General features: G+C 64.9%; 24 protein-coding genes. 6 read left to right on the top strand and 18 right to left on the bottom strand.

Annotation, left to right across the window (positions count from 1 at the left end; translation table 11 throughout):
- The first annotated feature begins 413 nt into the window (after positions 1-413).
- Entirely contained in the window at positions 414-1,196 is a 783-nt protein-coding gene (locus AACX88_RS14325; protein WP_259864659.1) for a hypothetical protein, read from the top strand.
- Positions 1,197-1,227: 31 nt separating this feature from the next.
- On the opposite strand, the gene pabB is transcribed toward AACX88_RS14325, so the two are convergent.
- From pabB to pheS, 4 genes are all read right to left on the bottom strand, one after another.
- Entirely contained in the window at positions 1,228-3,402 is a 2,175-nt protein-coding gene (gene pabB, locus AACX88_RS14320) for an aminodeoxychorismate synthase component I (RefSeq protein ID WP_339393572.1), read from the bottom strand.
- Positions 3,403-3,619: 217 nt separating this feature from the next.
- On the bottom strand, positions 3,620-4,501 hold the full coding sequence (locus AACX88_RS14315; RefSeq protein ID WP_259864657.1) for an SDR family NAD(P)-dependent oxidoreductase: 882 nt from the start codon (positions 4,499-4,501) through the stop codon (positions 3,620-3,622).
- Positions 4,502-4,580: 79 nt separating this feature from the next.
- Positions 4,581-7,157: a phenylalanine--tRNA ligase subunit beta gene (gene pheT / locus AACX88_RS14310; RefSeq protein ID WP_259864656.1), complete on the bottom strand. Its 2,577-nt coding sequence runs from the start codon at positions 7,155-7,157 to the stop codon at positions 4,581-4,583.
- 3 nt (positions 7,158-7,160) lie between these two features.
- Entirely contained in the window at positions 7,161-8,204 is a 1,044-nt protein-coding gene (pheS, locus tag AACX88_RS14305) for a phenylalanine--tRNA ligase subunit alpha (protein WP_259864655.1), read from the bottom strand.
- Between the two features lie 239 nt (positions 8,205-8,443).
- Between pheS and AACX88_RS14300 the strand changes: the two genes are divergently transcribed.
- Positions 8,444-10,093, top strand: coding sequence for an acetolactate synthase large subunit (locus AACX88_RS14300; protein WP_259864654.1), 1,650 nt, complete (start codon positions 8,444-8,446; stop codon positions 10,091-10,093).
- 58 nt (positions 10,094-10,151) lie between these two features.
- Here AACX88_RS14300 and AACX88_RS14295 read toward each other — a convergent pair whose 3' ends face one another.
- A complete protein-coding gene (locus tag AACX88_RS14295) occupies positions 10,152-10,811 on the bottom strand; it encodes a pentapeptide repeat-containing protein (protein ID WP_339393571.1) in 660 nt (219 codons plus the stop codon).
- Between the two features lie 121 nt (positions 10,812-10,932).
- Between AACX88_RS14295 and AACX88_RS14290 the strand changes: the two genes are divergently transcribed.
- Positions 10,933-11,166 (top strand): hypothetical protein, encoded by a 234-nt coding sequence (locus tag AACX88_RS14290; protein ID WP_259864652.1) that lies wholly within the window; start codon positions 10,933-10,935, stop codon positions 11,164-11,166.
- On the opposite strand, the gene AACX88_RS14285 is transcribed toward AACX88_RS14290, so the two are convergent.
- From AACX88_RS14285 to infC, 4 genes are all read right to left on the bottom strand, one after another.
- Positions 11,136-11,957: a TrmH family RNA methyltransferase gene (locus tag AACX88_RS14285; RefSeq protein WP_259864651.1), complete on the bottom strand. Its 822-nt coding sequence runs from the start codon at positions 11,955-11,957 to the stop codon at positions 11,136-11,138. The genes AACX88_RS14290 and AACX88_RS14285 overlap by 31 nt on opposite strands.
- Positions 11,958-12,080: 123 nt before the next feature.
- Positions 12,081-12,470: a 50S ribosomal protein L20 gene (gene rplT, locus AACX88_RS14280; RefSeq protein ID WP_259864648.1), complete on the bottom strand. Its 390-nt coding sequence runs from the start codon at positions 12,468-12,470 to the stop codon at positions 12,081-12,083.
- A 106-nt stretch (positions 12,471-12,576) separates the two neighbouring features.
- Positions 12,577-12,783: a 50S ribosomal protein L35 gene (gene rpmI, locus AACX88_RS14275; protein WP_193338689.1), complete on the bottom strand. Its 207-nt coding sequence runs from the start codon at positions 12,781-12,783 to the stop codon at positions 12,577-12,579.
- 97 nt (positions 12,784-12,880) lie between these two features.
- Positions 12,881-13,561, bottom strand: a complete 681-nt coding sequence (gene infC / locus AACX88_RS14270) for a translation initiation factor IF-3 (RefSeq protein ID WP_193338712.1) — start codon at positions 13,559-13,561, stop codon at positions 12,881-12,883.
- A 270-nt stretch (positions 13,562-13,831) separates the two neighbouring features.
- Between infC and AACX88_RS14265 the strand changes: the two genes are divergently transcribed.
- Together AACX88_RS14265 and tcmP are read left to right on the top strand one after the other, a co-directional pair.
- The gene (locus tag AACX88_RS14265; RefSeq protein WP_259864647.1) at positions 13,832-14,203 is read left to right on the top strand and encodes a DUF1844 domain-containing protein; all 372 of its coding nucleotides are present in this window, start codon (positions 13,832-13,834) and stop codon (positions 14,201-14,203) included.
- Positions 14,204-14,524: 321 nt separating this feature from the next.
- Complete coding sequence (tcmP, locus tag AACX88_RS14260) at positions 14,525-15,706, top strand: three-Cys-motif partner protein TcmP (protein WP_313450618.1); 1,182 nt, start codon at positions 14,525-14,527, stop codon at positions 15,704-15,706.
- Here the strand turns inward: tcmP and AACX88_RS14255 are convergent.
- Entirely contained in the window at positions 15,693-16,445 is a 753-nt protein-coding gene (locus tag AACX88_RS14255) for a DUF5131 family protein (RefSeq protein ID WP_259864108.1), read from the bottom strand. The two genes, tcmP and AACX88_RS14255, sit on opposite strands and share 14 nt — an antisense overlap.
- A gap of 227 nt (positions 16,446-16,672) precedes the next feature.
- Positions 16,673-17,461, bottom strand: a complete 789-nt coding sequence (locus AACX88_RS14250; RefSeq protein ID WP_259864106.1) for a TetR/AcrR family transcriptional regulator — start codon at positions 17,459-17,461, stop codon at positions 16,673-16,675.
- 146 nt (positions 17,462-17,607) lie between these two features.
- Here AACX88_RS14250 and AACX88_RS14245 point away from each other — a divergent pair, with 146 nt between their 5' ends.
- Positions 17,608-18,765 carry a Rossmann-fold NAD(P)-binding domain-containing protein gene (locus tag AACX88_RS14245; RefSeq protein ID WP_259864105.1) on the top strand — a complete coding sequence of 386 codons (1,158 nt, stop codon included), beginning with the start codon at positions 17,608-17,610 and terminating at the stop codon, positions 18,763-18,765.
- Between the two features lie 180 nt (positions 18,766-18,945).
- Here the strand turns inward: AACX88_RS14245 and AACX88_RS14240 are convergent, their stop codons facing one another.
- From AACX88_RS14240 to hisB, 7 genes are all read right to left on the bottom strand, one after another.
- Positions 18,946-20,589 (bottom strand): AbgT family transporter, encoded by a 1,644-nt coding sequence (locus AACX88_RS14240; RefSeq protein ID WP_259864103.1) that lies wholly within the window; start codon positions 20,587-20,589, stop codon positions 18,946-18,948.
- 93 nt (positions 20,590-20,682) lie between these two features.
- Positions 20,683-22,029, bottom strand: a complete 1,347-nt coding sequence (locus AACX88_RS14235) for an amidohydrolase (protein ID WP_259864100.1) — start codon at positions 22,027-22,029, stop codon at positions 20,683-20,685.
- Positions 22,030-22,092: 63 nt separating this feature from the next.
- Positions 22,093-22,839, bottom strand: a complete 747-nt coding sequence (locus tag AACX88_RS14230; protein ID WP_259864097.1) for an SseB family protein — start codon at positions 22,837-22,839, stop codon at positions 22,093-22,095.
- A gap of 5 nt (positions 22,840-22,844) precedes the next feature.
- Positions 22,845-23,588, bottom strand: coding sequence for a bifunctional 1-(5-phosphoribosyl)-5-((5-phosphoribosylamino)methylideneamino)imidazole-4-carboxamide isomerase/phosphoribosylanthranilate isomerase PriA (priA, locus tag AACX88_RS14225; RefSeq protein WP_259864088.1), 744 nt, complete (start codon positions 23,586-23,588; stop codon positions 22,845-22,847).
- 101 nt (positions 23,589-23,689) lie between these two features.
- Positions 23,690-24,307, bottom strand: coding sequence for an imidazole glycerol phosphate synthase subunit HisH (gene hisH / locus AACX88_RS14220; protein WP_259864086.1), 618 nt, complete (start codon positions 24,305-24,307; stop codon positions 23,690-23,692).
- Positions 24,304-24,906, bottom strand: coding sequence for a hypothetical protein (locus tag AACX88_RS14215; RefSeq protein ID WP_193338681.1), 603 nt, complete (start codon positions 24,904-24,906; stop codon positions 24,304-24,306). The genes hisH and AACX88_RS14215 overlap by 4 nt, the downstream gene beginning before the upstream one ends.
- Complete coding sequence (gene hisB / locus AACX88_RS14210) at positions 24,903-25,499, bottom strand: imidazoleglycerol-phosphate dehydratase HisB (RefSeq protein WP_259864085.1); 597 nt, start codon at positions 25,497-25,499, stop codon at positions 24,903-24,905. The genes AACX88_RS14215 and hisB overlap by 4 nt, the downstream gene beginning before the upstream one ends.
- Between the last annotated feature and the right edge of the window lie 47 nt (positions 25,500-25,546).

Below are 25,546 nucleotides of genomic sequence, written 5' to 3'. Positions count from 1 at the left end.
TTCCAATCGCCGCGTCGACTGAGCTCCAGCTACAACTGGAGATATACGGCAAAAAACTTCTAGCCGAGACAGAGCGCCTAGAAGCCGAACATCGAGACTCAGATCTAAATGAACAGCAATTTACCAATTCGATGGTCCGACGAGCAGCGAGAGCCATCCAACGACCAATTACCCAAGTAAAATCGGTTTCTACAATCGCTATTGTAATGAATGTATTGGGCGCATCGCTAATCAGTGGTTCCGGAATATTTTACTCGGTTGCTACGACCGCATTTCACAATGTCACTGGCACTACATTTAGTGTAGCCGTAACAACGGCATCGTTCGTCTTGGGCGCTTGCTTAAATCTCGGATCATATATTTTGCCGAAGAAGACAAAGATCAGCAGCAATTCGAACTGGCAGGAGATCTAGATGGACCTCAACAATGACCGACTAACCCCTGCCGCCCAGGCGACACTAGATGAAATTGTAACGAATTATAGAGACCGCATCCTCGAAATCCTGCTTAAATCAGATTTGAAGCGAATTGGCCCACCCGATGTTTTACGTGTTGAAGAAGTCGGCCGCAATAGCGCCACTCTTGCCAATCTTCTTGAATTGAGCACATCATTTCAAGATACCAATTTCCGTCGAATGCGACGGTATTCATTGATGCTACTATCTATTTCGGTATTTCAAGCAGTAATTGCGGTAGGATTGACCGCCGCATACTACCTGTTCCCCGCAGATGCATACACAGTATCCCTCCTGGTCACTTTCGCTCTGATTTTCTCTAGCTGCTATATGCTGTCATTTTTGATATTCAGAGCTGCATCTCGAGCGCGTCTACAATCCCAAATAATAGGATTTCAATCCGGATTGATTTCTGACCGCGACCTCTACGCATTTCGCTCCAGTTCAGGACCTTCATTTTTGGAGCTTTCGAATACTTTTATGGATAAATGGCAAACGGCAGAACATGAACTCGGGAGAATTGCAAAGGCTTCTCCGTCTTCAGGGTTGAATGCGTCCAGTTTAGGCGACGCGATATCTCGCCTAAGCAGTCGAGACTTGATTTCGGATAATGATGAAATTGAGTTTCGCCATCTCCTCCGACTTCGAAATAGCATCGTTCACCGCCCCGGCGACGCAAAAATCACTCAGTCGGACATTAATGACTTGGAGAATTTGATCCAATCACTCAAAAGAAAATAACCCAAACGCCCTCAGACTTTTGAAATATGTATCAACTTGTCGCGATTGACTTTGTTTTAATAATCGTTTCTCGAAACTCATCGGATGAATTTGAAAGTATCACAATAGCTCCTCCTACGCCATAGGTGAGTTGATCATCGGACAATACCGAAGTGCGGATGAGCACGCTGAGGTCGACGGCACCGTCGAGGGAGAAGAAGCCGACGGCTCCGCTGTAGACACCGCGGGGGCCCTGCTCGAGGTCATCGATGATCGACATTGTGCGCTGCTTGGGCGCGCCAGTCATAGATCCAGGTGGGAATGCTGCTCGGATGCACTCCACGGATGTCGCGGTGTCTCGCAACTGGGATCGAATCGTCGAGACGAGCTGGTGGACCGTCGCATAAGTCTCGACGTCGAAGAGCTTTGTGGCCTCGACCGAGCCGATTTCAGCTGTGACGCCGAGATCGTGACGGACGAGATCGACGATCATGAGATTCTCCGAACGATCCTTCACCGACGAATGCAGGTCAGCCTTCAGTGCTTCGTCTTCCTCGGGGGTACTCCCCCGCGGTCGCGTGCCCTTGATCGGCTTCGACTCTGCCACGCCACCCGCCGAGATCTTCACAAACCGCTCCGGCGACGTACTGAGTACGTTCACCTTGGGCGACTTGAGGAATGCTCCGAACGGCGTTGGGTTGTCTCGTCTCAGATTCCCGTAAGTCTCCAGCGCGTCTCGAGTCCACGGCATCTCCAACATATTGGTCAGACATACTTCGTACGTCTCACCGTCGTTGATCAGCCGCTTTGCTTCCGCAATGAGGTCGAGATACTCAGAACGCGAATGCCGTGCTTGCAGCTCCGGAGGAAAGTCCGTCAGCGTTTCCGGTTCACGGCTGCGTACTGCTGGTCCTACCGCCCTGGAGTCTGGCTTAGCCGTGTCCAGATCTGGCTCGATCGCATCGATCCGGCGAGTGGTCTCGTCGAACCACGCTCCACACTCATCCTCAGTCACGCCTTCGCTGCTGAGCGCCAGGAGATAGACACTCCCTTGTTCATGATCGACGACCAGCGCCCTGTCCAAGAACATCATCAGCGCATCCGGTTGCTCGGACGCGTGCTTCCCCGGCGAACCGACCTCGGCTTTGAGCTCGTAGCCGAGATATCCGACCCACCCCAGACGGAAAGCGAATGGCAGCTCGGCAACCTTCGGCGATTGCACCAGCTCAGTCGCTTGGAGGTCAGCGTTGAGCCAATCAAAGAACCCGGAGTGAAGAGTCACCGTCTCGTCGGTTGACCTCACCTCAACCGTCCCCGTGGGGACGTCTGCTGTGACCACTCGACTCAGCGGCCCGGTTGGCGCACCCATGGTCGAAAATCGCGAATCCGGATGCCCCGGCATGTTGCCGTCAAGCCACACCGCTTCAGGCTTATCGGCGAATAGTGCGGTAAAGACGTCGGAAGACGAGGCATTCATCGACAACTTGCGCACATGCAGGGTCACCATCCGCTGCTCGTGGACTGCCGAGTCGCCGACGCCGCCAGCAACGTCCTCGACCTCTTCGTTGCGAATGAAGCGCTCTCCGGAAGCCGGACGAAAATCATCCGACAGGCTCTGTCGACTGGCGCGCGGCGAATCCTGCCCAGCCAACCACTCCTCAGTCATCCGCCGAAAGTTCCGCAGCAACTCGGCCGCGTGCTCTGTCGCGATCGACTCCGGATGGAACTGCACACCCCACTGCGGCCGCGTTTTATGCGCGAGCCCCATGAGCACACCGTCATCCGACCACGCAGTCGGCTCAAGGTCGTCCGGCAGCTCAGCAACAACCAACGAGTGATACCGCGCGGCCACGAACGGCGACGGCAGCCCCTCGAACAGACCCGTCCCTGAGTGCGAAATCTCGGAGACCCGCCCATGCCGAGGCTCGGGTGCGTGCGCGATCGTCCCGCCGTGGACGTAGGCGATCCCCTGATGACCGAGGCACACACCGAGCACCGGGATCTCCGCGCGCGAAATGACATCCGCACAGATCCCGAAGTCTGCCGGCACCACCGGCGTCCCGGGCCCCGGCGAGATGACGACATTGTCGAACTCGTCGAGAACCGCCGACGAATACTCAGCCCAATCATTGGGCACGACGACCGGCTCGCAGCCATTCACCTCGGCGAGGAGATGGAAGAGATTGAACGTGAACGAGTCAGCGTTGTCGATGAGCAGCGTTCGCACCCGTTTTGAGCTACTTTCCGGGCCCTGAGCAACCTGGCGCAGGGTTGCTGAGCGACCGGATGGTTGCTGAGACGCGCCCCGAGAAGCCGGCTGCGGCGCAGTCGACGCGGCCACTGCGGTCGGTGCGGTCACTGCGGCCGGCGCGGACACTGTGGTCGACGCGGTCGACGCAGTCACTGCGTTCGGCGCGGTCTCTGCGATCACGGGTGGAGCCAGGTCAGCCGAGGACGAGCCGACGGGTCGAATCCGACAAGCCAGCGGCCGCCTCGGTACGGAGGGACTCCTCGGTGTCCGCACCGGCACGGACGTACCGGCCGGTGAACGCATCGAGCGACCCCGAGGCCAAAGCCAAGGCCAGGCCCGTGACCTGGTCGGGGGTCGTCCAGTCGCCCTCGGTGCGGAAGTCGTGGACGGGCATCGACTTCGTCATCGCGGTCTCGACGACGCCGGGCGCCATCTCGAAGATCCGCAGACCCCGATCGTGTCCGAAGTGGACGACGGAATCGGCGATGCGGAAAAGCGACGCCTTCGACGCCGAATACGCCGCGTACGCCGGCGTTCCCGTCGCCCCCGACCCCGAGTTGAGGTCGATGATGCGGCTGGGACGCCCGGTCGTCTCGGCGGCGGCGATGAGGACGGGCGCGAACGCGTTGACCATGAGCGCGACACCGAGGACGTTCGCCCCGACGACCCCCGCGAGACTCTCCGGGTCGGCGTCCCAGAGCGGTCCTTCGGTCGACTCGATGCGCCCGGCGTTGTTGACGAGCACCTGCAGTCGCTGCCCGGTCTCCGCCTCCAGCCCGGTCATCGCGGCCTTGAGCTCAGCCACCGAGGCGGGATCATCGACGGTGAGCCCGAACCCGGTCGCCTTCCCACCGGTCTCCCCCGCGATCTCCGCGGCGGCCTCCCGCGCCTTGATCGCCGAGGTTGCTGTGACGACGACACGATAGCCGGCGCGGGCGAACGCCTCGGCGAGGTGCCGGCCGATGCCCCGTGCCCCACCGGTGACGAGCGCGATCGTCTCCGCCGGAACCGCAGTCGCCTCAGCGGCGCCGTCACCGGCAGGCAGGTGCGTGCCGTAGGGAAGCTTCTCACTCATGGTCGGGACTCCTCAGGGTCAGCGGTCGATCGGACAGGTCAGCCGGCCGACCCAGCAGGTCGGCCGGCACGCGGACGGTTCAGCCTCGGACGACCGCTCCGTGGCGTTCGGCGGCCAAGGCCGTCGCCGCCTCACGCATCGCCGAGGCCTCATCGGCCTTGAGCGTGCGATCCGGCGCCCGGAAGGTCAGACGGAACGCGAGCGACTTCTTGCCCTCGGGCAGCTGGTCGCCGGTGTAGAGGTCGAAGATCTCGATGCCCTCGAGATCCGCACCCGCTCCCTCGACGAGCGTCGCCTCGAGCGTCTGCGCAGGCAGATCCTCATCGACGACGAGCGCGACATCCTGGCGGGACACCGGGTACGTCGACAGCGCGCCGTCCCAGGTCCGCAGGTCAGCCTGCGCAAGAAGGGCGTCAAGATCGATCTCGAAGGCGACCGTGCGGGCCGGCAGCCCGAGGTTCTCGCACACCTTCGGGTGCAGCTCACCGGCGGACCCGAGAACCTCACCGTCGGCGAGCGTGAACGTCGCCGCCCGACCCGGATGCCACGGGGCACCCCGTTCGGCTGCGACGCTCACACCGACACCGCTGATCGCAGCGATCCTGCGGACGATGTCGATGACGTCGGTCGCCTCCGCGCGACGGCCCTTGCCCCAGAGGCCGGGGAACTCGACGTGACCGGCGACGACACCGGCGAAATGGTACGGCTGGGCAGGCACCGAGGCGTAGATCTCCTCGAGCTCGGCCTCGGTGGGATGGTAGCCCGGCAGGAACCGCGGTCCAGGCTTGCCCGGCAGACCCACCGCGGTCGAGACGAGCCCGGCCTCGAAGAGCGCGACGTCCTTGGCTCCGCGACCGAAGTTGCGCACCGCAACATCGAGCAGCGTCGAGAGCAGGGTCGTGCGCATGAGCGGCAGATCCTCGGACATCGGGTTCGCGAGCCGGATGTGCTGGCGGCGCGGATCGTCGGCCTCGAGCCGCAGGTCGTCATCGCGCTTCGCCGAGGTGAAAGGGTAGCTGTAGGCCTCCGTGAACCCGTCCGCGGTGAGAAGGTTCGAGATCCGACGCCGGGCCCGCTGCGCCTCGGTGAGTCCGGAACCGGCACGAGCGGCCGGCTGGATCGAGGGAATCCGGTCGTAGCCGCCGGTTCGGGCGACCTCCTCGACGAGGTCGATGTCCGCGGTGAGGTCGGGACGCCAGCTTGGAATCGTGACACGCAGGACCCCGTCACCGAGGTCGTCGACGTCGGCGCCGATGCCCTCGAGGAGGGACACCACCTCGGCAGGGGTGTAGTCGACACCGACGACAGCGGACACCCGGTCCACGGCGAGGTCGATGACCGTCGGAGCCGGTGCCTCACCGATCTGCGTGGTCGCGGCACTGAGCGTGCCGCCGGCGAGCTCGACGAGGAGATCCGCACAGCGCCTGGCCGCGACCGGTCCTAGCGTCGGATCGACACCGCGTTCGAAGCGACGCGAGGCCTCCGAGGAGAGCTTGTGCCGGCGCGAGGTGCGCGCGATCGAGATCGGGTCGAAGTGGGCGGCCTCGATGACGACGTCGGTCGTCTGGTCGCTGACCTCGACGGCGGCGCCGCCCATGACTCCGGCCAGGCCGATGATCTTCGACGACCCGTCCGCGCTGCGGTCGGTGATGAGGAGGTCCTCGGCGTCGAGGGTGCGCTCGATGTCATCGAGAGTCGTGAACGTCTCCCCTGCCTCGGCGCGACGGACGACGATCTCCTCGCCGAGCAGCGCCGTGTCGTAGGCGTGCAGCGGCTGCCCGAGTTCGAGCATGACGTAGTTCGTGATGTCGACGGTGAGGCTGATCGGGCGCATGCCCGCCTCGAGGAGGCGGTGGCGCATCCAGTACGGGGTCGCCCTGGTCGGGTCGATGCCGGTGACCTGGAGTGCCGTGAAGACATCGCAGCCGGGCACGCCGTCGATGGGGCGGATGTCGTCGATGACGACAGGGAACCCGTCAGCGGTGGGACCGTTCACCTCGGCGACTGCGGGGCTGCCGAAATCGGTGAAGGTCTGGCCCTTCATCTGGGCGTACTCACGGGCGATGCCGCGCATCGAGAGCTGATAGCCGCGGTCGGGGGTGACGTTGACGTCGAGGGTGACGTCGTCGAGGCCGAGGAGGGCGATCGCGTCGTCGCCGGGCTCGCCGGTGAGACCGAAGTCGGTGAGCACGATGATGCCGCCGTGATCGTCGCCGAGGCCGAGCTCAGCGGTCGAGCAGATCATCCCGTCCGAGGTGTGACCGTAGGTCTTGCGGGCGGCGATGTGGAAGTCACCGGGCAGGACGACTCCGGGCAGGGAGACGACCACGAGGTCGCCGGGCTCGAAGTTGTGGGCACCGCAGATGATGCCGCGGCTCGGACGCTCCTCACCGGGCTGCGGGTCCTTCGGGTCGTCGGCGGCCTCGTTGTGTTCGGGACCGACGTCGACGCGGCACCAGTTGACGGTCTTGCCGTTCTTGTGCTCTTCCTTGGTCAGCTCGAGGACACGGCCGACGACGAGGGGTCCGGTCACCTCGGCGGCGAAGAAATCCTCCTCTTCGAGTCCGATCGCGGCGAACTGCGCGGCGAGGGCGTGCGGGTCGGTGTCGGCCGGGTAGTCGACGTAGTCAGCCAGCCAGGAGAGTGGGACGCGCATGTATCAAGCCTTCATTCCGAAACGGGCCGAGAAGCGCACATCGCCTTCGACCATGTCGTGCATGTCATTGATGCCCTCGCGGAGCATGAGCGTGCGCTCGATGCCCATGCCGAAGGCGAAGCCCTGGTAGACCTCGGGGTCGATGCCGGCGGCGCGGAGCACATTGGGGTGGACCATGCCGCAGCCGCCCCATTCGATCCAGCCCGGACCGCCGACCTTGTTGGGGAACCAGAAGTCCATCTCCGCGCTCGGTTCGGTGAACGGGAAGAAGCTCGGGCGCAGTCGGGTCCGCGACTCGGGCCCGAACATCTCGCGGGCGAAGCCGTCGAGGGTGCCCTGGAGGTTCGCCATGGTCAGGCCCTTGTCGATGGCGATGCCTTCGATCTGGTGGAAGACCGGGGTGTGGGTGGCGTCGAGCTCGTCGGTGCGGAACGTCTTGCCGGGGCACACGACGTAGAGTGGCACGCCGCGTTCGAGCAGGGACCGCGACTGGACGGGTGAGGTGTGGGTGCGCAGGACGAGGCCGGCTTCGGGCGGATCGACGAAGAACGTGTCCTGCATCTGCCGGGCCGGATGGTCGGGGCCGAAGTTCAGCGCATCGAAGTTGAGCCATTCGGCTTCGATCTCCGGGCCCTCGGCCACCTCCCAGCCGAGGCCGATGAAGTAGTCCGCCGCCTGTTCCTGGATGAGGGCGAGCGGGTGGCGAGCGCCGAGGCCGCGCCGGTCGCTGGGCAGGGTGACGTCGATGGACTCCTCGACGAGGACGGCGGCATCGCGTTCGGCTTCGAGTTCGGCCAGGCGGTCGTCGTGGGCCTTCTTCACCAGTCCGCGGGACTTGCCGACGATCTTGCCGGCGGCGGCCTTGTCGGCCTTGTCGAGGCCGCCGATCGCCCGGTTCGCCAGCGCCAGTGGGGCCTTGTCGCCCATGAAATCGATCTTCGCCGTCTTGAGGTCCTCAAGGGTCGCGGCGTCCGCGAAGGCGGTCAGTGCCGTGTCCACGGCAGCCTGCACGGCTGTCTCGTCCAAGGGGTCGAGCTGGTCTGTCATCGATGTCCTTCGTCGGCTGCTGTGATCACGGCATTCGTCTGGTCAGGCGAACGCCTCTCTGCCGCAGATCAGTCTATCGCCTCTGCTTAACCGGGTCGGGCGGTCGTCCAGGTGGCGGGCCGTGATCGGGTGTCCGTCCATCCGTCCCGCGCCGAGGCGGTCGTCTGTCCCGTCCGACCGCCTAGTCCTGTGACCGAGAAGTCAGTGCCTGGAACGGCCACAGGGGTTACTGTCGGAGAATGATGACGAATGAGAGCGTTGCCCCAGTCAAAGCGTCCGATGTCATGGTCCGTGCCCTCGAGAACGAGGGTGTCGAACGGATCTTCGGGATCCCGGGCGAGGAGAACCTCGACTTCCTCGACTCCCTGAGACGGTCGAGCATCGAACTCGTCATCACCCGGCACGAGCAGGCCGCCGCGTTCATGGCCGCGACCTACGGTCGCCTCACGGGACGCCCGGGTGTGTGTCTGACGACGCTCGGTCCCGGTGCCCTCAACCTCGCGACCGGCGCGGCGTACGCGCAGCTGGGTGGGATGCCGATGGTGATGATCACCGGGCAGAAGGGCATCCTCTCCGCCGAGCAGGCCCGCTTCCAGATCGTCAACACCGTCGCCGCGATGGGTCCCCTGACGAAGTCGACGCATCAGATCATGTCGCCGCGGATGATTCCGACCATGGTCCGTGAGGCCTTCCGCGTCGCCGTCGACGAGCGTCCTGGTCCTGTCCATCTCGAACTCCCCGAGGATGTCGCCGGCTCCCTCGTCGCCCATTACGACCTCATTCCTCCTCACCCGATCCAGCGGCCCACACCGTCGAACGACGCGCTCATCGCCGCGGCCGAGGTCATCCGCAACGCGAAGCGACCGCTGCTCGTGCTCGGCGCCGACGCTTCCCGGGCTGACTGCAGTTGGCCGCTGGCCGAGTTCGTCCCCCGCGTCGGCATCCCCTATGTCACGACGCAGATGGGCAAGGGCACGGTGTCGGGCTCGACCGGTCTCTACATGGGAACGGCCGCGCTGACGGAGCGCGACTACGTCCATGACGCGATCGAGCAGGCCGATGTCATCGTTACGATCGGCCATGACACGACGGAGAAGCCGCCGTTCACGATGAGCGAGCATGGACCCACCGTCGTCCACCTCGGGTTCCGGCCCGCGGTCGTCGAGCAGGTCTACTTCCCCCAGTACGAGGCGGTCGGCGATCTCGGGCCCACGCTCATGCGCCTCGGCGACATGCTCGAGTGGCAGGTCCCCAACGCCGGGGCGCTGCTGCCTATGCGGGAGGAGATCCTTGAGAAGATCGAGGAGGGTTCGCTCGAGGAGCGGTTCACACCGCAGCGGATCGTCCACGAGGTCCGCCGGGTCATGCCAGTCGACGGGATCCTCGCGCTCGACAACGGGATGTACAAGATCTGGTTCGCCCGCAACTACCGCACCACCAGGGCGAACACCGTGCTGCTCGACAATGCGCTGGCGACGATGGGGGCGGGTCTGCCCTCCGCGATCGGGGCGAAGCTCACGCATCCCGAGTGCCGGGTCATGGCGATCTGCGGCGACGGCGGGTTCATGATGAACAGTCAGGAGATGGAGACCGCGGTGCGCCTCGGCCTCGACCTCGTCGTGCTCATCCTCGAGGACAACGCGTACGGGATGATCCGGTGGAAGCAGGCCGTCGACGGACTGCCGGACTACGGAATGACGTTCGGCAATCCCGATTTCGTCGCCTACGCCGAGTCGTACGGGGCGAAGGGTCGCCGCGTCGAGGACATCGACGACCTCCACGACGCGTTCGAGGACGCGTTCACCGAGGGCGGCGTCCAGGTCATCGTCTCCCCCATCGACTACACGGAGAACGTCCGCGTCCTCATCGAGGAGCTCCGCGACCGGTAGGTCGCACGGTGTCGGTCGGTCCCTCGCCGAGGTGGCCGACCGTTATCGTCCCACCCTCCTATTCGATGGTGATCCCGAGTTCGCGGGCGAAGAGGTCGGCGAAGACCATGAGCTGTTGTTCGTCGATCGTCGCGCCCTTGAGCGAGTGGATGCCGGAGATCCGCCGAGGTGCGAGTCCGCGCAGGTCGACGCTGCCGAGGTTTGCCCCTTCGAGCTGGAGGTCGGCGATCGTCGTCTCCGGGAACGCCACGCGTTTCGCCGTGCCCATGCCGAGGTCGAGTTCGTCGATCGTGCATCCGCGGAACTCGACATCGGTGAGCTTCGCCGAGCGGAGGTTGAGGTAGGAGATCCGACAGTTCTCGATGACGACCTTCTCCCACACACTGTCGAAGCACACCCCGGCCCCGATCCGGCAGCCGCTGATCTCCGTGTGGAGGACATTCGCTCGCGGCATCGTCAGGGTGTCGGCACGGGAGTCGACGAGGCGGACGCCGGAGAGGCGCACGCCCGTGAAGTCGGCGTGCGCCTCGGCGTCGCCGAACGTCACCCGGGTGAACGCGGAGTCGAGGAACGTCGTATCACTCGCATCCACCGCGGCGAGGTCGAGGTCGGTGAAGTCGAGTCCTTCGAGGAATTCCTCGGGCCCGATGTCGCCGAGGAGGCCTTCGGCCAGGTTCACATGGTCGATGGTCGGCGGCTTCGGTGCGGCGGTCGTCATGGGTGCAGACTATCGGTGCGCGCTGACGCAGCGTGTACACAGGCTCGCGGCTCAGTGACCGCCGGGTGGCGACAGTGAGGACGATTGGCAGAGAGGACGCTGGGTCCGCCATCGGTGAGGCTTGGCGCAGTTCGAGCGCCTCTCGATCAACGGTTGGTCGGAAAATCGACGCTCCGCCGAACGCCGCATCATGCCGATCCACGCCGCGCCGGAAATCCGCGTCGCCCGCGACGCGGATTTCGTGCTGCGCGTGGATCGAGCGCGGGCGACCCTTCGCCGCGTGGAACGAGCGGCGCGACCAGACCACCGCGGCGCCCCTCCCCGCTACATCCGCTGGTTGCGCGCAGTTTCGTAGATGCAGATGCCGGCGGCGGTGGCGAGGTTGAGGCTCTCGGCCTGGCCGTAGATCGGCACCGCCACCGAGGCGTCGGTGACCTCGAGGTCCTCCGGCCGCATCCCCCAGGCCTCGTTGCCGAAGACCCACGCGGTGCGGGCGGAGAGGTCGAGCCCGGACTCCCACGGATGGTGGAGGTCGTGGGCGGCGTCGTTGCCGTCGGCGGCGAGCACCTGGAGGCCGCGGGCACGAGCGAGCTCGGTCACCTCGGGCAGGCCGACGCCGATGACGACGGGAATGTGGAACAGAGAGCCGGCGGTCGAGCGGACGGTCTTGTCGTTGTAGACGTCGACGCTCGAGGAGGTGAGCACGACGGCATCGGCACCGGCGGCATCGGCGAGGCGGATGATCGTTCCCGCATTGCCCGGGTCGCGGACCTGGGAGAGGACGACGATGAGCTGCGCATCCTTCGTCACGACCGAAGTGAGGTCGACGTCGAGGGTACGGCACACGGCGACGACCCCCTGGGAGTTCACGGTCGAGGCGAGCTCGGTGAGCACCTCCTCGGTGACGATCGACAGGAAGACCCGCCCGCCGGTAGCGGCTTCGACGAACTCGGGGTGGGACTCGGCGGCCGCCTCGGTGAGGAAGAGCTCATCGACGGCTCCCTCGGTGGCCAGCGCCTCACGGACGGCCTGGGGACCTTCGGCGAGGAACATGCCCGCGGCGCGACGACCTCGGCGGTTGAGCAGCTTCGCCGCGTTCCTGATGCGCTTGGAGTTCGGCGAGGAGATGACGTCGGGAAGCTTCATGGCTGGCCTTCTGATCGATGGGTCGAGCGGGTGGTGAAGACGCCCCGGACAGGACAGCGGCCCCGCCGGATCGAATGAACGATCGGGTCGGGGCCGCTGTGGAAGAGTCTGTCCGAGCGGACGTCAGGCGGCCGGGGTCTTCGCGGCGTTGACGTCGGTCGGGAGGGCGTCCTTGGCCAACTTGACGAGGTGGGCAAATGTCGCTGCGTCGTTGACGGCGAGCTCGGCGAGCATGCGACGGTCGACCTCGATGCCAGCGGCCTTGAGGCCCTGGATGAAGCGGTTGTACGTCATGCCGTTGGCGCGGGCGCCGGCGTTGATGCGCTGGATCCAGAGGCGACGGAAGTCACCCTTGCGAGCGCGGCGGTCACGGTAGCTGTAGACCAGCGAGTGGATGACCTGTTCCTTGGCCTTGCGGTACAGGCGCGAGCGCTGTCCGCGGTAGCCGCTTGCCCGGTCGAGGATGACCCGGCGCTTCTTGTGGGCGTTGACTGCCCTCTTCACACGTGCCACGTGTTACTCCTTCGATTCGTTTCTTCCGGCGGTGCCGGAGTCTGGTTCAAGCTGAGGTGGACCCTGGTGTCACTGAGACACTGAGGGTCGCACGGACCCGGAGGGGTCAGCGTCCCTTGAGCTTGCCCAGAAGCTTGCGGGCCATGGCGCGGTCTCCGCCGGTGAGGACCTGGTCCGTACCGACGCGACGCTTGCGGCTCGAGGACTTGCCCTCGAACTTGTGCTGGTTGTTCACGCCTTCACGCATGATCTTGCCAGTGCCGGTCACACGCATGCGCTTCTTGGCGCTGCTGTTCGTCTTCTGCTTCGGCATGGTGCCGTTCTCCTTTGCATTTCGCTGCAGGCGCTCAAGCACCCACAACTACTTCACCCGCCGGATCACGGGGATCCGGCGATTCGTTACCTACTTCTCACGCCTCGGGCGCTGCGTTCTTCTCCGCAGCGACTCGATCACGTCGGGACTTCACTTCAGGACTGCGGCCCTTGGCATCGGTGGATGCCTTGCGGGCTTCGGCCTTGGCGTCGGATTTGGACTTGTGAGGAGCGATGACCATCACCATGTTGCGGCCGTCGACCCGGGGGGCGGATTCGACGGTGCCGAGGTCCGACACATCTTCGGCCAAACGGTTGAGCAGCTTGATGCCCATCTCGGGACGGGACTGCTCGCGCCCGCGGAACATGATCATGACCTTGACCTTGTCGCCGCCGGACAGGAACCGCGTCACGTGACCCTTCTTCGTCTCGTAATCGTGTTCGTCGATCTTGAGACGGAAGCGGATCTCCTTCAGCGCGGTGTTCGCCTGGTTCTTCCGGGCTTCCCTGGCCTTCTGGGCAGATTCGTACTTGTACTTCCCGTAGTCCATGAGCTTGGCCACGGGGGGTTTCGCCTGCGGGGCGACCTCGACGAGATCGAGATCTGCCTCTCGGGCGAGATCGAGTGCCTTGCGAATGGCAACGATACCGACCTGTTCACCATTGGGTCCGACCAACCGGACCTCGGGAACCCGAATCCGGTCATTGATGCGCGTCTCGCTGATGTGTTCACTCCTTTTTAGCTCAAATGGTTTCGCGGCAATGAAAAAGGCTCCCATCGACACGAATGCCAAGGGAGCCTGCACACACGATCACCGTGGCCATGAGACCATGGGATCTTCCGTGAATACACCTCGATCCGCCGCACTCAACCCGACGTTCGCCGAGGTGAGACCTGCAGTAGATCTTCGGACCCGATCGCTCGTCGCGATCCAGGTGGGAGTCAGACTCCGCTTCGCACCGTATTAAGTGTACTACGCTTCATGACTCTTCGCACATCGGCACCCCTTCCCGCCACTCCGTCCGCCGGGATGTGCCAGAGTAGTCCCATGACCTCTCAAGACCCCAACGCCGCCGAGGCGGTCGCCGACGTCACCCGCGACATCGCCGAGGTGCCCGCCGTCGAGATCATCACGTCCACGGCCGTCCATCTCATGTCCGCTGCCGCCGTCAAGGTCGGCCTCGCCGAGGACACTCCCGAGCAGTCCGCCGCCGACCTCATCGACCTCGACGAGGCGCGCAAGCTCATCACGGCCCTCGCCGGCCTCGTCACCGGTGCCGCCACCGTCATCGGCGACCACCACGCGCGCCCGCTGCGCGACGGCCTGCGCAGCCTGCAGCTCGCCTTCCGCGAGGCCTCGTCGATTCCCGACCAGCCCGGCCAGGGCCCCGGAGAGAAGTTCACCGGCCCCGTCCGCTGACCCGTCTGCTTCACGGCCCCTGCCTTCTCGGCAGGGGCCGTTCGTCATTCACCATTGACTCACGAAAGCACTGCCGTCTGTGAGCAGCCAACTGAGTGTCGAATATTTCCCGCATGGCTCCGCATAGAATCACACCCACCTCGGGTAGCATCCATTTACAGCAGTAGTTGGCGAACGGAGCAACCCGATGGCGTCTCGGAGTCGAGTCGTAGCAACCGGTGTTGAGCCTACGTCTGTACACCGGAGAGAAATCGTCTCGGTCAACCCAGTGAGCGGCACAACCGACGTCTTGCACCACACCGAACGGCCGATGGAAGTCCGATGACAGCCAACGACGCATTCTTCAAACAGCGAAAGCCGGTTGCAGTCTTCAAACACAAGCTTCTGGTGGACTACCTAACCGCGTGGGCGACCAAGCTATCGGTCTACTCGAACGGTGCCGTCGCGTTTCTGGATGGCTACGCCGGCACGGGCCGATATGAAGACGGCACCCCTGGATCCCCCCTTGTGGCCATGAATGCCGCACAGGCTCTGCGAGACCAGCAGAGCCCGAAGGTGCTCAGAAACTTCTTCGTGGAATCCGACCCAAAGTACTTCAAAGAGCTGAAGAAGAACGTGCTCAGCCACCCCCTTGGCCAAACCGCTCGGCTTTACCCTGGGGACGTCGTGGACCACCTCGATTCCGTAGTAACGCAGGTAGGAAGCGCTCCTCTTCTCGTATTCTTGGATCCCTTCGGAACTTCGTTCGATTCCGATCTCATCAAAACGCATTTTCTGACCGATCCGAAAATGAAAGTTGAAGTGTTGCTCAATGTGAGCATCCAAGCTGTATGGAGAATCGGTGGATTGCTTACGAGCAACACATACGAGCCCCATTTTCATAAGTCCCTGGAACGCCTCGACAACTCACTCGACGGTACATGGTGGAGAGCACAATTCATTGAAGCACGTGAACGCTTCCAATTGGACGGCACTGCCCGCTACGTAGCCCAGGCAGCTAGAGAAGTATCGGATGCTTTTGCAAATCGCTTAGTCCACGGAACGCCTCACCAAGCATTGTCGGTGCATCTACGAAAAACCACTGAAGCAGAACCAATCTTCTCCCTCACGCTCTTCCACAAACATCGGGAAGCGAGGCTTCTATTTATCGATTCCGCAGCCAGAGCACATAGAGAGTGGAGACGAGCCTACTGGGGCGACCAAGCGATACGTCTCAACACGAGCGATACCTTGTTCGAAATTTCGCCTGACGCCGAGTGCGACCATGAGCTGGAGGCACTTTCCAGGGAAAGCGTTGCGAAAATTCAAAAGAACATCGTCTCGGTACTTGAACGCGCTCTTGCTATCCGAGTCAGCGATCACCCTTCCCAGCTTTTCGGAAAGTCCATCGGGACCGCGGGTAAATCGGAGCTAAGAAAGGCAATTAACAAACTGGAGAAGGACGGTCGCATTTCTGTTGTGAGAGCTAAGAAATTGGACGACTGGACCCTTAAGCGACCGTAACTTCTTGCGTTGGATACTGATCCCAAGTGCGGCCATCAAGAGTTCGACCCCTCTGCTTAGGAGTGCGCCCGCCCCATTGTTTGAAGAAGAATGGCACCTGTTGCCGAAGACAGGCATCACGGATCTCCACCACCCAGGTTGCTTCAATGGGTCTGTGATTTGGCCCGGACTCCCCGCCGGCAATAACCCAATCGATTCCGGAAAGGTCTAGGTGCTCCAGAGACCCAAGGAGCGGCTCGCACGAAAGGAACTTGGTTTTTGCCGGAATGGCCCGAAGCTGTTCTATTCGGTCTAAAGCTGACGAGTCCTCGACAGTTACGCCCATCCATAGGTTGGTTGGCCATCGCAACTTGTGGGAAACCTTGCGCATCCTGTGCGCTCTCTTCGTTAGCACCTGATAGGTGTGTTGCGGAGTCTTCTCCATGACATTGAAAATTTCTTGCACAAACTCTAGTGGCACCTTCGCGTGGAACAGGTCGCTCATCGAGTTAACGAATACCATCTTCGGTGACCGCCACTTCAGCGGCTGGCTGAGGGCCTTGGGGTGGGTAGTCACGGCGAACCCCGGCCCAGATGTGACGGAGTTCCCGTCCTTCTGGTACTTGTCAGCACCCATTGCTTTCAAACGCTTTGCCAATGCGAGCGCGTAACAGTTGTCGCAGCCTAGCGCCACTTTGTCGCAACCAGTAACCGGGTTCCATGTGACTTCCGTCCACTCAATTCTGGACTGTGTCGACATAACGCCATTGTCGGATACATGTACGGGATTTTGAAAGAGGCGCGCCAACGACGGGTTGAATCTTGTCGAGGGCGAGTCGCGTCCTTCGGTGTGATCGATGCAGATCCTTCGCATCAACTCGGCTCAACTCAGCTCATGATATGCAACTTGCAAGATAGTTGACGAAAAGTGACCGCTGTTTCGTGACGCTGGGCAGTCATGAATATACAGCCGGGTTCGGCAATTTTTCAGAACCCGCGCTGGCGGACGACGGAGGTCATGAGGTCGTCCTCGACGTCGTCGAAGCCGGGGCCGAACTGTCCAAACCGCAGCGAGCTGATGAGCCCGACGATGGAGACCCACGCGGTGATCGCAGCGATCGTTGCCTCGGGCCCGACGTCGAGGCCGAGGGTCTCGAGTTCGGCCGCGAGGCGGGTGATGCCGGGCGAGAGTTCCGGTGAGGCTTCTGCAGCGGGCTGTCGCGAACCGGCGTCGGCGCCAGGAACAGTTCCGGAGTCGGGCACTGTGGGCCGGCGCAAGCCTGCGTCGGCCTCGGCGCCATTGGTTTCGGCTTCGTCGCCGCCCGGCGCTTCGCCACTGTCGGCATCCGACCCGGCGACAAGCCGCACGAGTGTTGCCATGACGCGGGTGCCCGGTTCGACGGTGACCTCGCGGGGCGCCTGATACGCGGCGATCGGCGTGCCGTAGATGAGCGCCCAGCGCTGCGGATACCTTCGGGACCACGCGAGCATCGCCAGACCGAGCGCTTCGACCGACCTCTCCTGTTCGAGCGCCGTGTCGACGGCGTCCGCGAGCGAGGTGAAGGCATCGGCGATGAGGATCGTCAGCAGCTCGTCACGGGTCCTCACATACCGGTAGACCGCGCTCGAGACGATGCCGAGCTCCCGCGCGATCGCCCGGAGGGACAGAGAGTCAGCGCCGTCCTCATCGAGCATGCGGTTCCCGATCTCGACGATCCGCGCCTCGGTCTCCTCGCGGGCCCGCTGTCGGGGTGTCTTCGCAGTCTCGTCAGCCATGTGTCCATCGTAGGTTGAGAGAGCACCACAGATGAATGTGAGCACTGCTCTTGTTTTGTCGGTCCGGCGGCGCTACTCTCGAATCAGCACGACAGAGAGCAGTGCTCTCGGTTCTGATTCGCTCATCACCTGAAGGGACATCCGCCATGAAGTCAGCACTCGTCCTCGGTTTCGGACAGATCGGCTCACAGATCGCCGCCGACCTCGTCCGGGCCGGCACCGACGTCCGCATCATGACCCGCTCACAGCCCTCGGACACCGCGCTCGCGGCGATCGGCACATCGCCTGCGTTGGCGTCGACGGAAAACGCCCGCGAACATCGGCCGGTGAGCAGCACGGCATCAACGCCGACGACAGCACCTGCGTCTGAGTCGACCTCGGACTCGGGGTCCACGTCTGTGACCACGGGAGGGCGACTCTCCTGGTCGCAGGGTGACGCGTCGTCACGCGACACAGTCCTCCAGGCAGCCGTTGAGGTCGGTGCCGAGGCGATCTTCGCCTGCGTCCACACCGCCTACGACTCCCGAGTCTGGGCGAGGACTCTGCCGGGACTCGAGGTCGCCATCCTCGACGCGGCGGCCGAGCTCGACATCCCCGTCGTCTTCCCCGAATCGGTCTACGCCTTCGCCGGACTGACCACAGCGATCACCGCCGACGCCCCGTTCGCACCCGTCGAGGACAAGGGACGCATCAGGCAGCAGCTCCTCGAGGCACGCACCGCGCATCCGGCTCGGGTGGCCAGTGTCGTCGCCGGCGATCTCATCGGCGCGACGGCTTCTCCGACGAGTTCGGTGGTGCGTCTGTGCATCACCGAGAGGATCGCGGCCGGCCACCGTGCCTTCGTCCCGGCCCGCACCGATGTGCCGCACGGCATCACTGTCATCGACGACATGGCGACGACGATGATCCAAGCAGTGGCCGACTTCGACGGGAGTGGAAGGCCTCGCGATGCTGATGAACTCAGTGCCGCGGACCTCAGAGCAGGAGCGCGAGCTGGTTCGGCGCGAGCAGGCTCGGCGCGAACAGGCTCGGCGAGCACCGCTTCAGGAGAGCACCGCCTCATCATCGCCCCGAGCGCGAATCCGACGCTCGCCGAGCTCGCCGCCTATACCCACTCTGTCCTCGGCTCGCGGGTCCGCACGCCGATCGCGCTCCCCCACGCAGTCGTTCGCGCAGCAGGATGGTTCGATCGCTCGATGTACGAGCTCGCCGAACTCGCCCCGATCTGGCGCCGCCCGTGCCGCATCGATACAGGTGACGCCGAGGCCGACTGGCGCGCCGGCATCGACGCGATGGTGCCGTGAGCACCCGACCCGAACACCCGCACGAACCCAGGCCCCCACCTCGGCGGGCGTATCGACGGGACCAAGCGCGCCCGCACGGACCGGAGCCCCACCTCGGCGGGAGCACCGATGGAACCGGGCGCACACGCACGGACCGGACGACCACCTCGGCGAGGGAACCGGCGAACCTGCCGATCGTCCTCAGCTCTGACCGAGGAAGATCCCGTTGCCGGGTCCGAGCGGCAGATCGAGGAAGTACCAGAGGGCGAGCAGGGCCGCCCATGCGAGCCAGAACGGGATGACGAACGGGAACATCCGGGAGATCACGGTGCCCAGGCCCGCGGTCGGCTCGTAGCGGCGGACGAGGCCGAGGAGGACGATCATGTACGGGTTGAGCGGGGTGATGACCTGGGTCGCGGAGTCGCCGACGCGGAACGCGGCCTGGATGAACGCCGGTTCGTAGCCCAGCAGGGCGAACAGCGGGACGAACACCGCGGCCATGAGCGTCCACATCGACGAACCGGAGACGATGAAGAGGTTGAGCACGCTCGCGAGCAGCATGAAGCCGATGATCGCGGCGAACCCGGTCAGCCCGATCGCCTCGAGCCCGGAGGCGCCGGCGACGGCGATCCACGAGCCGATGCCGGTCCAGTTGAACAGGGCGATGAACTGGCCGAGGATGAACGCGAGGATGAGGAAGGACATCATGTCGATGATCGACTCGGCCATCATCCGCACGATGTCGTTCATCGACCGCACGGTGCCCACGACCAGGCCGTAGACGACGCCCATGAGCATGAAGTATGCGAAGACGATGAAGACGATCGAGGACAGCAGCGGCGACTTCGGCAGGAACCCGCCGTCCTCGTTCCGCCACGGCGAATCCGGAATGAGCACGGCGACGAGGATGACCGCGGTGAGCGCGAGTGCTGCCAGCAGCGCCCAGAGCAGGCCCTTCTTCTCGGCGGGTTCGAGCTTCGGGCTCATCTCCTTCTGCGCGGCCTCGACCTCCTCGGCGGTCACCGAGTTCTCGCTGTAGGCGACGGTCTTCGCCTGGTACTTCTTGTCCAGACCCTGCTTCGTCGCGTCGACGTAGTCACGCGGGACACCCTTGCGGACCATGTTCGGTTCGATGAGCTTGTCGATGATGAAGCCGGCGATGATCGCGAGCACGATCGAGGCGACGATGTTGAAGTAGTAGTTCGACACCGGGTTGACCGCTTGGTATTCGACACCGGGCAGGGTCTCCATCACCGAGGTGGTGATGCCGGCGAAGAGCGCATCGAGGCTGGTCGGCACGATCGACGTCGAATACCCAGCGCCGGTGGCGGCGAATCCGCCGATGAGTCCGGCCATCGGGTGCCGGCCGGCGGCCTTGAACACGAGGGCGGCGAGCGGCGGGATGATGATGAACGCCGAGTCGGCCATGATCGACCCGACGACACCGACGAAGCCGACCGCGTAGGGCAGCAGCCAGCGGGGACTCGACCCGAAGGCGACGCGCACGGCCGCGGCGAGCATGCCGGATTTCTCGGCGACACCGACGGCCAGGAGGATCGGCAGCACCGTGGCCAACGGCGGGAACCCGATGTAGTTGTCCCCCATCGTCGTCGTCAGCCATGCCATGCCCTCGCCGGTGAACAGGCCTTTGATCGTGACGATCTCGTCGCTGCCGGGAATGGAGACGGACACGTTCGCCAGCGCCATCGCCGTCGAGATGGCCCCGGTGATGAGGAAGAGTCCGAGGAAGAGCGTGAACGGTTCGGGCAGGCGGTTGCCGATCCGTTCGATCCCGTCGAGGAGGCGCTGGCCGATCCCGACCTTCGCTGGAGTCTGCGCTGACATGGCTCTGCTTTCTCTCGGGTGGTGTGACGGGTGTGTGCTCGGGTGGTGCGCGTCGGGTGCGTGCTCGGGTGCTGCGTGGTCGGGTTCGCGGTGCTACGCGAAGTAGTTCTCGACGTCGATCGCGCCGCCGGCGCGTTCGAACTCGGCGACCACCTCGGCTGCGAGGTCGTCGTCGACGAGGAAGTCCAGTGCCGTGCACGCGAGCCCGTAGGCGGCGTCGTGAGCGGCGGCCTCGGCGGCGGGGGTGTCCGCGGCCTCGGCGAATTCGCGGGTGTGCAGGGCCACCTCGGCGTCCGCGGTTTTGATGAGCGGGTGGATGCCGGGGATCCGGTAGGAGACGTTGCCGAAGTCCGTCGACGCGGCGATCGATTCGTCGAGGACACCGGCCGGCAGCGGGGTGCGGTCCTGCGCGGTCTCGTGGAGGGCCCACCGGGCGGTGAGCGCCGCATTGCCGCGCACCGGCAGGGACGGCGGATGCTCGTCCCAGGTCACCTCGACCCCGGTGCCCGTCATCAGCGCAGCCCCGTTCGCAGCGTCCTCGACCCTCTCGGAGAGCTCCTTGAGCGTCTCCGGGTACTTCGAGCGCACGTAGCACTGGACTCGCGCGGTCTCCGTGATGATCGAGGGCCGGGTGCCGCCGTCGGCGATGACGGCATGGAGGCGGGAGATCGGCGGCATCTGCTGGCGCATGAGTCCGAGCCCCTGGTAGAACAGCGTCGCCGCGTCGAGGGCGTTGCGTCCCATGAAGGGCTGCGCCGAGGCGTGCGCGGCGACCCCCGTGTACGTGACCTCGAGCAGGCGTCTGCCCAACCACACCTGGTCGGCACAGTCGTAGCCGTACCCGTGGACCATGATGGCGGCATCGATCCCCTCGAAGGCGCCGGCCCGGGCCATGACCTCTTTGCCCGAATGGCCTTCCTCGGCCGGGGTGCCGAGGAGGACGACGGTGCCGGCCACCGCATTGGGATCCTGTTCGTGCAGGACATGGAGGGCGAGGAAGGCTCCGACCGCGGCGGCCGCGATGAGGTTGTGCCCGCACGCATGACCGATGCCGGGCAGGGCGTCGTATTCGGCGAGGATCGCGATCGTCCGCCCCCGGCCGTTGCCGGTCGTCGCCCGCAACGTCGTCTCGGCGCCGAAGAGTCCCGTTTCGACGGGGATTCCGCGGGCCTCCAGCACCGAGGCGATCGCTGCGACGGATTCGTGCTCCTCGAAGGCCGTTTCGGCAAGCCGGTGGATCGTGTGGAGCAGGCCCGTGATCTCAGGCTCGGCAGCGGCGAGGTTGGCCTCGATGCGCGTCGTGCTCGACGCGGGGGCACCGGTGAACTCCGAGGTCCATTCCGCGGCCTTCCCCGCCCGATCGCGGGTCTCGGCGGCGATTTGATCGAGATAGCTCTCGTCGGGTCGAGCAACGTGACTGAGGTCTCTCCGGGCGCTCATGAGTCCCAAGCATAGGAGACATCCGACGACTGCACATCCCCCGTCGCGGACTCGGCCAGAAACTCAGACCCGGGTGAGTTGGATGGCGAGTGAGTCCGCGCGGTCGACGATGATCGGATCGGCCGCAAGCGCCCGCTGGAACCGGTCGATCTCCTCGGCGGGAACATCATCACGGACGCCGAGGCGGATGCCGAGTTCCGGCCCCTCGACGTGGACGCGGGCGCTGCCGGGGCTCACCGCGATGCGGGCCAGCCAGGGGAACCGTCCGGCCAGGGCCACGGCCGCCTCGGCGACGGTGGGATCGGCCCACGCGGGAGTCCACGGCTGCCCTTGGGCGAACGCGAAGAGCGCGGGCCGGCGCAGGAGGAACGACCGGTCGGTGCCGGGGTCGATGACGACGAGCTGGGACTCGGCTTCGACGGCCCCGAGCGCGAGGCGTTCGGCCTCGATCGGCACGGGCCGGGCCTGCGGATGCCACTGGGTCAGCGGCGGGATCGCGGAGAATCCCGGGGTGCATTCGCGGCCGTCCTCGGCGCGGAGGCGGACCATGGCCATATCGGAGGAGTTGTCGACCATGAGGCCGTTCTCGCCGACCCCGTGGTCGACGGCGAGCGGCACGATCGGCGCGTAGAGGCGAGCCCCGGCCAGGGCCACCACGACGCCTTCGTGGGCGCTCGGTTCCAGCGGCGCCGCAGCGACGGCTTCGAGGGCGGTCAGCAGCGCCGCGTCGGCCTCACCGGTGTCACCGGAGAACGGGTTGGGGGCGAGGTTGCGGCCCTCCCAGGGCTGGCCGGCGGAGTCGGTGGACATGGCGCTCAGCGTCCTGCGACGTCGAGTGCTTCTTCGAGTGTGAACTTCCCGGCGTAGAGCGCCTTGCCGACGATCGCCGAGTCGACGCCTGCGGGCACGAGGGCGCGCAGCGCACGCAGGTCATCGAGGCTCGAGACGCCGCCGGAGGCGGTGATCGGCTTGTCCGTGCGGGTCGTCAGGGACTCGAGCAGGTCGACGTTCGGGCCCTGCAGGGTGCCGTCCTTGCGGACGTCGGTGACGACGTAGCGCGCGCAGCCGGCGGCTTCGAGGGCGGCGAGGACTTCGTAGAGGTCTCCCCCGTCCTTGGTCCAGCCGCGGGCCGAGAGCGTCTGACCGCGCACGTCGAGGCCGATGGCGACCTGGTCGCCGAAGCGGGCGATCATCTCCGCCGTCCACTCCGGGTGCTCCAGGGCCGCGGTGCCGATGTTGACGCGTTCGGCACCCGTGTCCAGGGCGCGTTCGAGGCTTTCGGTGTCGCGGATGCCGCCGGAGAGTTCGACCTTGATGTCGACGGCCTTGACGACCTGGTTGAGCAGGTCCGAGTTCGATCCGCGGCCGAATGCGGCGTCGAGGTCGACGAGATGGATCCATTCGGCGCCGCGGGCCTCGAAGTCGTGGGCGGCGTCGATGGGCGAACCGTAGTCGGTTTCGGTGCCGGCTTCGCCCTGGACGAGGCGGACGGCCTTGCCGTCGGCGACGTCGACGGCGGGAAGGAGGACGAGCTTGTCGGTCGCGGGCGTTTCGGTCATGGTGGCCTTTCTTCGGTTACGGTCTGCCCGCAACGCAGTCGGTCGGGTGGTCGACGGGAGTGTGAGGGCCTGAGGGGTGAGTGCTCGGGGTCTGGCGGAGCCTACGGTCTCTCGGGGAACGAGGCGATCCAGTTGCGCAGCAGTGAGGCACCGGCCTGCGCGGACTTCTCCGGATGGAACTGCGCCGCCCACGTCGTGCCGTCCTCGACGGCGGCGACGAAGTCGGAACCGTGGTGGGCGGTCGTGACTAGGGTGCCGGCGGGATGTTCGGTCGCGGCGTAGGAGTGGACGAAGTAGAACTTCTCCTCCTCGATGCCTCTGAACATCGACGACCCTTCGGCGGCGGTGATGTCCGACCAGCCCATATGGGGCACGACAGGGGCATCGAGGGCGGTGACCTCACCGGGCCACAGCCCGATTCCGGTCGTCTCGACACCGTGCTCACGGCCTTCGGCGAAGAAGACCTGCAGTCCGACGCAGATGCCGAGCAGCGGACGGCCGGCGTCGTGGCGGGCACGGATGAGGTCGACGGCGTCGACGGCCTCGAGACCGGCCATGACGGCGGAGTACGCGCCGACGCCGGGGACGAGGAGTCCGTCGGCTGAGTCGATGACGGCATGATCGGCCGTCAGCGTCACCTCGGCGCCGGCAGCCTCCGCGGCACGCACGGCGGAACGGACGTTGCCGGCTCCGTAGTCGAGTACGGCGATCGTCGTCACTGCGACCGCCCTCCTGAGAGCACCCGGGAGATGCGCCACAGGGAGAACCCGAGGACGACACCGCCGAAGACCGCGACCGCCCAGGCCATGGCGTTGCCGCCGAGGCCGACGGTGACCCCGAAGGCGAGGACGAGACCGGCGAGGACGGCGACGATGATCCACAGCAGCGCGGTCCTGGCCAGGGCCGCCCGGCCCGGGGTCATCGTCGCCGCACTCGCCTGGAGCTTCGACATCGACGAGGTGGGGATGCTGCCCTCGACCCGGTCGGCGGTCGTGAGCTCGAGCAGCAGCTGTTCGACGACGTCGGGCAGGTTCCGCAGGGCGAGTCCCGCGGGCACATCGGATTCACGGGCGCCGTTGCGGTAATGGCCGGCGTCGATCTGCTCGTCGCTGCGCACGAGCAGGAGGACTTCGTGCTTGCCGGCGAGCTTCGAGATGGCCGCGGCCGCCTCGTTGCCGGCTTGCACTCCCGTGTCCTCGAGGACGATGCCGGTGAATTCACCGATCGGGACGATCGTGCCGGTGATGTTCGAGAGCACGCACGCGGCGGCGAGCTGGTCGGGGATCCCGAACGGGGTGACGACGACGGTGGTGCTCACAGGACTCCCTTGGTGCTCGGCACGGCGGTGGTGCGGCCGTCGGGTTCGACGGCTTCGCGCAGGGCGCGGGCGAAGGCTTTGAACTGCGCTTCGACGATGTGGTGCGGGTCGCGGCCGCGGATGAGGTCGAGGTGGACCGTCAGGCCGGCATGGAAGGCGATCGATTCCAGGGCGTGTGAGGTCATCGATCCGGTGAAGTGTCCGCCGATGAGGTGGTACTGCTGGCCTTCGGGTTCGCCTGCGTGGACGAAGTAGGGCCGACCGGAGATGTCGATGACGCACCGGGCCAGGGACTCGTCGAGGGGGACGAAGGCGGCACCGTACCGGCGGATGCCGGCTTTGTCGCCGAGCGCCTCGGCGATGGCCTGACCGATGACGATCGAGGTGTCCTCGACGGTGTGGTGGACGTCGATGTGGGTGTCGCCTGAGGAGGAGACGTCCAAGTCGATGAGGGAGTGCTTCGCGAGCGCCGTGAGCATGTGGTCGAAGAACGGCACGGTCGTCGAGATGTCGGACTTCCCGGTGCCGTCGAGATCGAGCGCGACGGACACGCTCGATTCGGATGTCGACCGCTCAAGCTGGGCCTGCCTCATAGTGTGCCTTTCTTCGTGTGCAGCGCGGGTGGTGCGCTCTCCATTGT

The sequence above is a fragment of the Brevibacterium metallidurans genome, assembly GCF_037101285.1.
Lineage (GTDB): Bacteria > Actinomycetota > Actinomycetes > Actinomycetales > Brevibacteriaceae > Brevibacterium > Brevibacterium metallidurans.
This window is presented reverse-complemented; position numbering and strand designations above follow the sequence as displayed.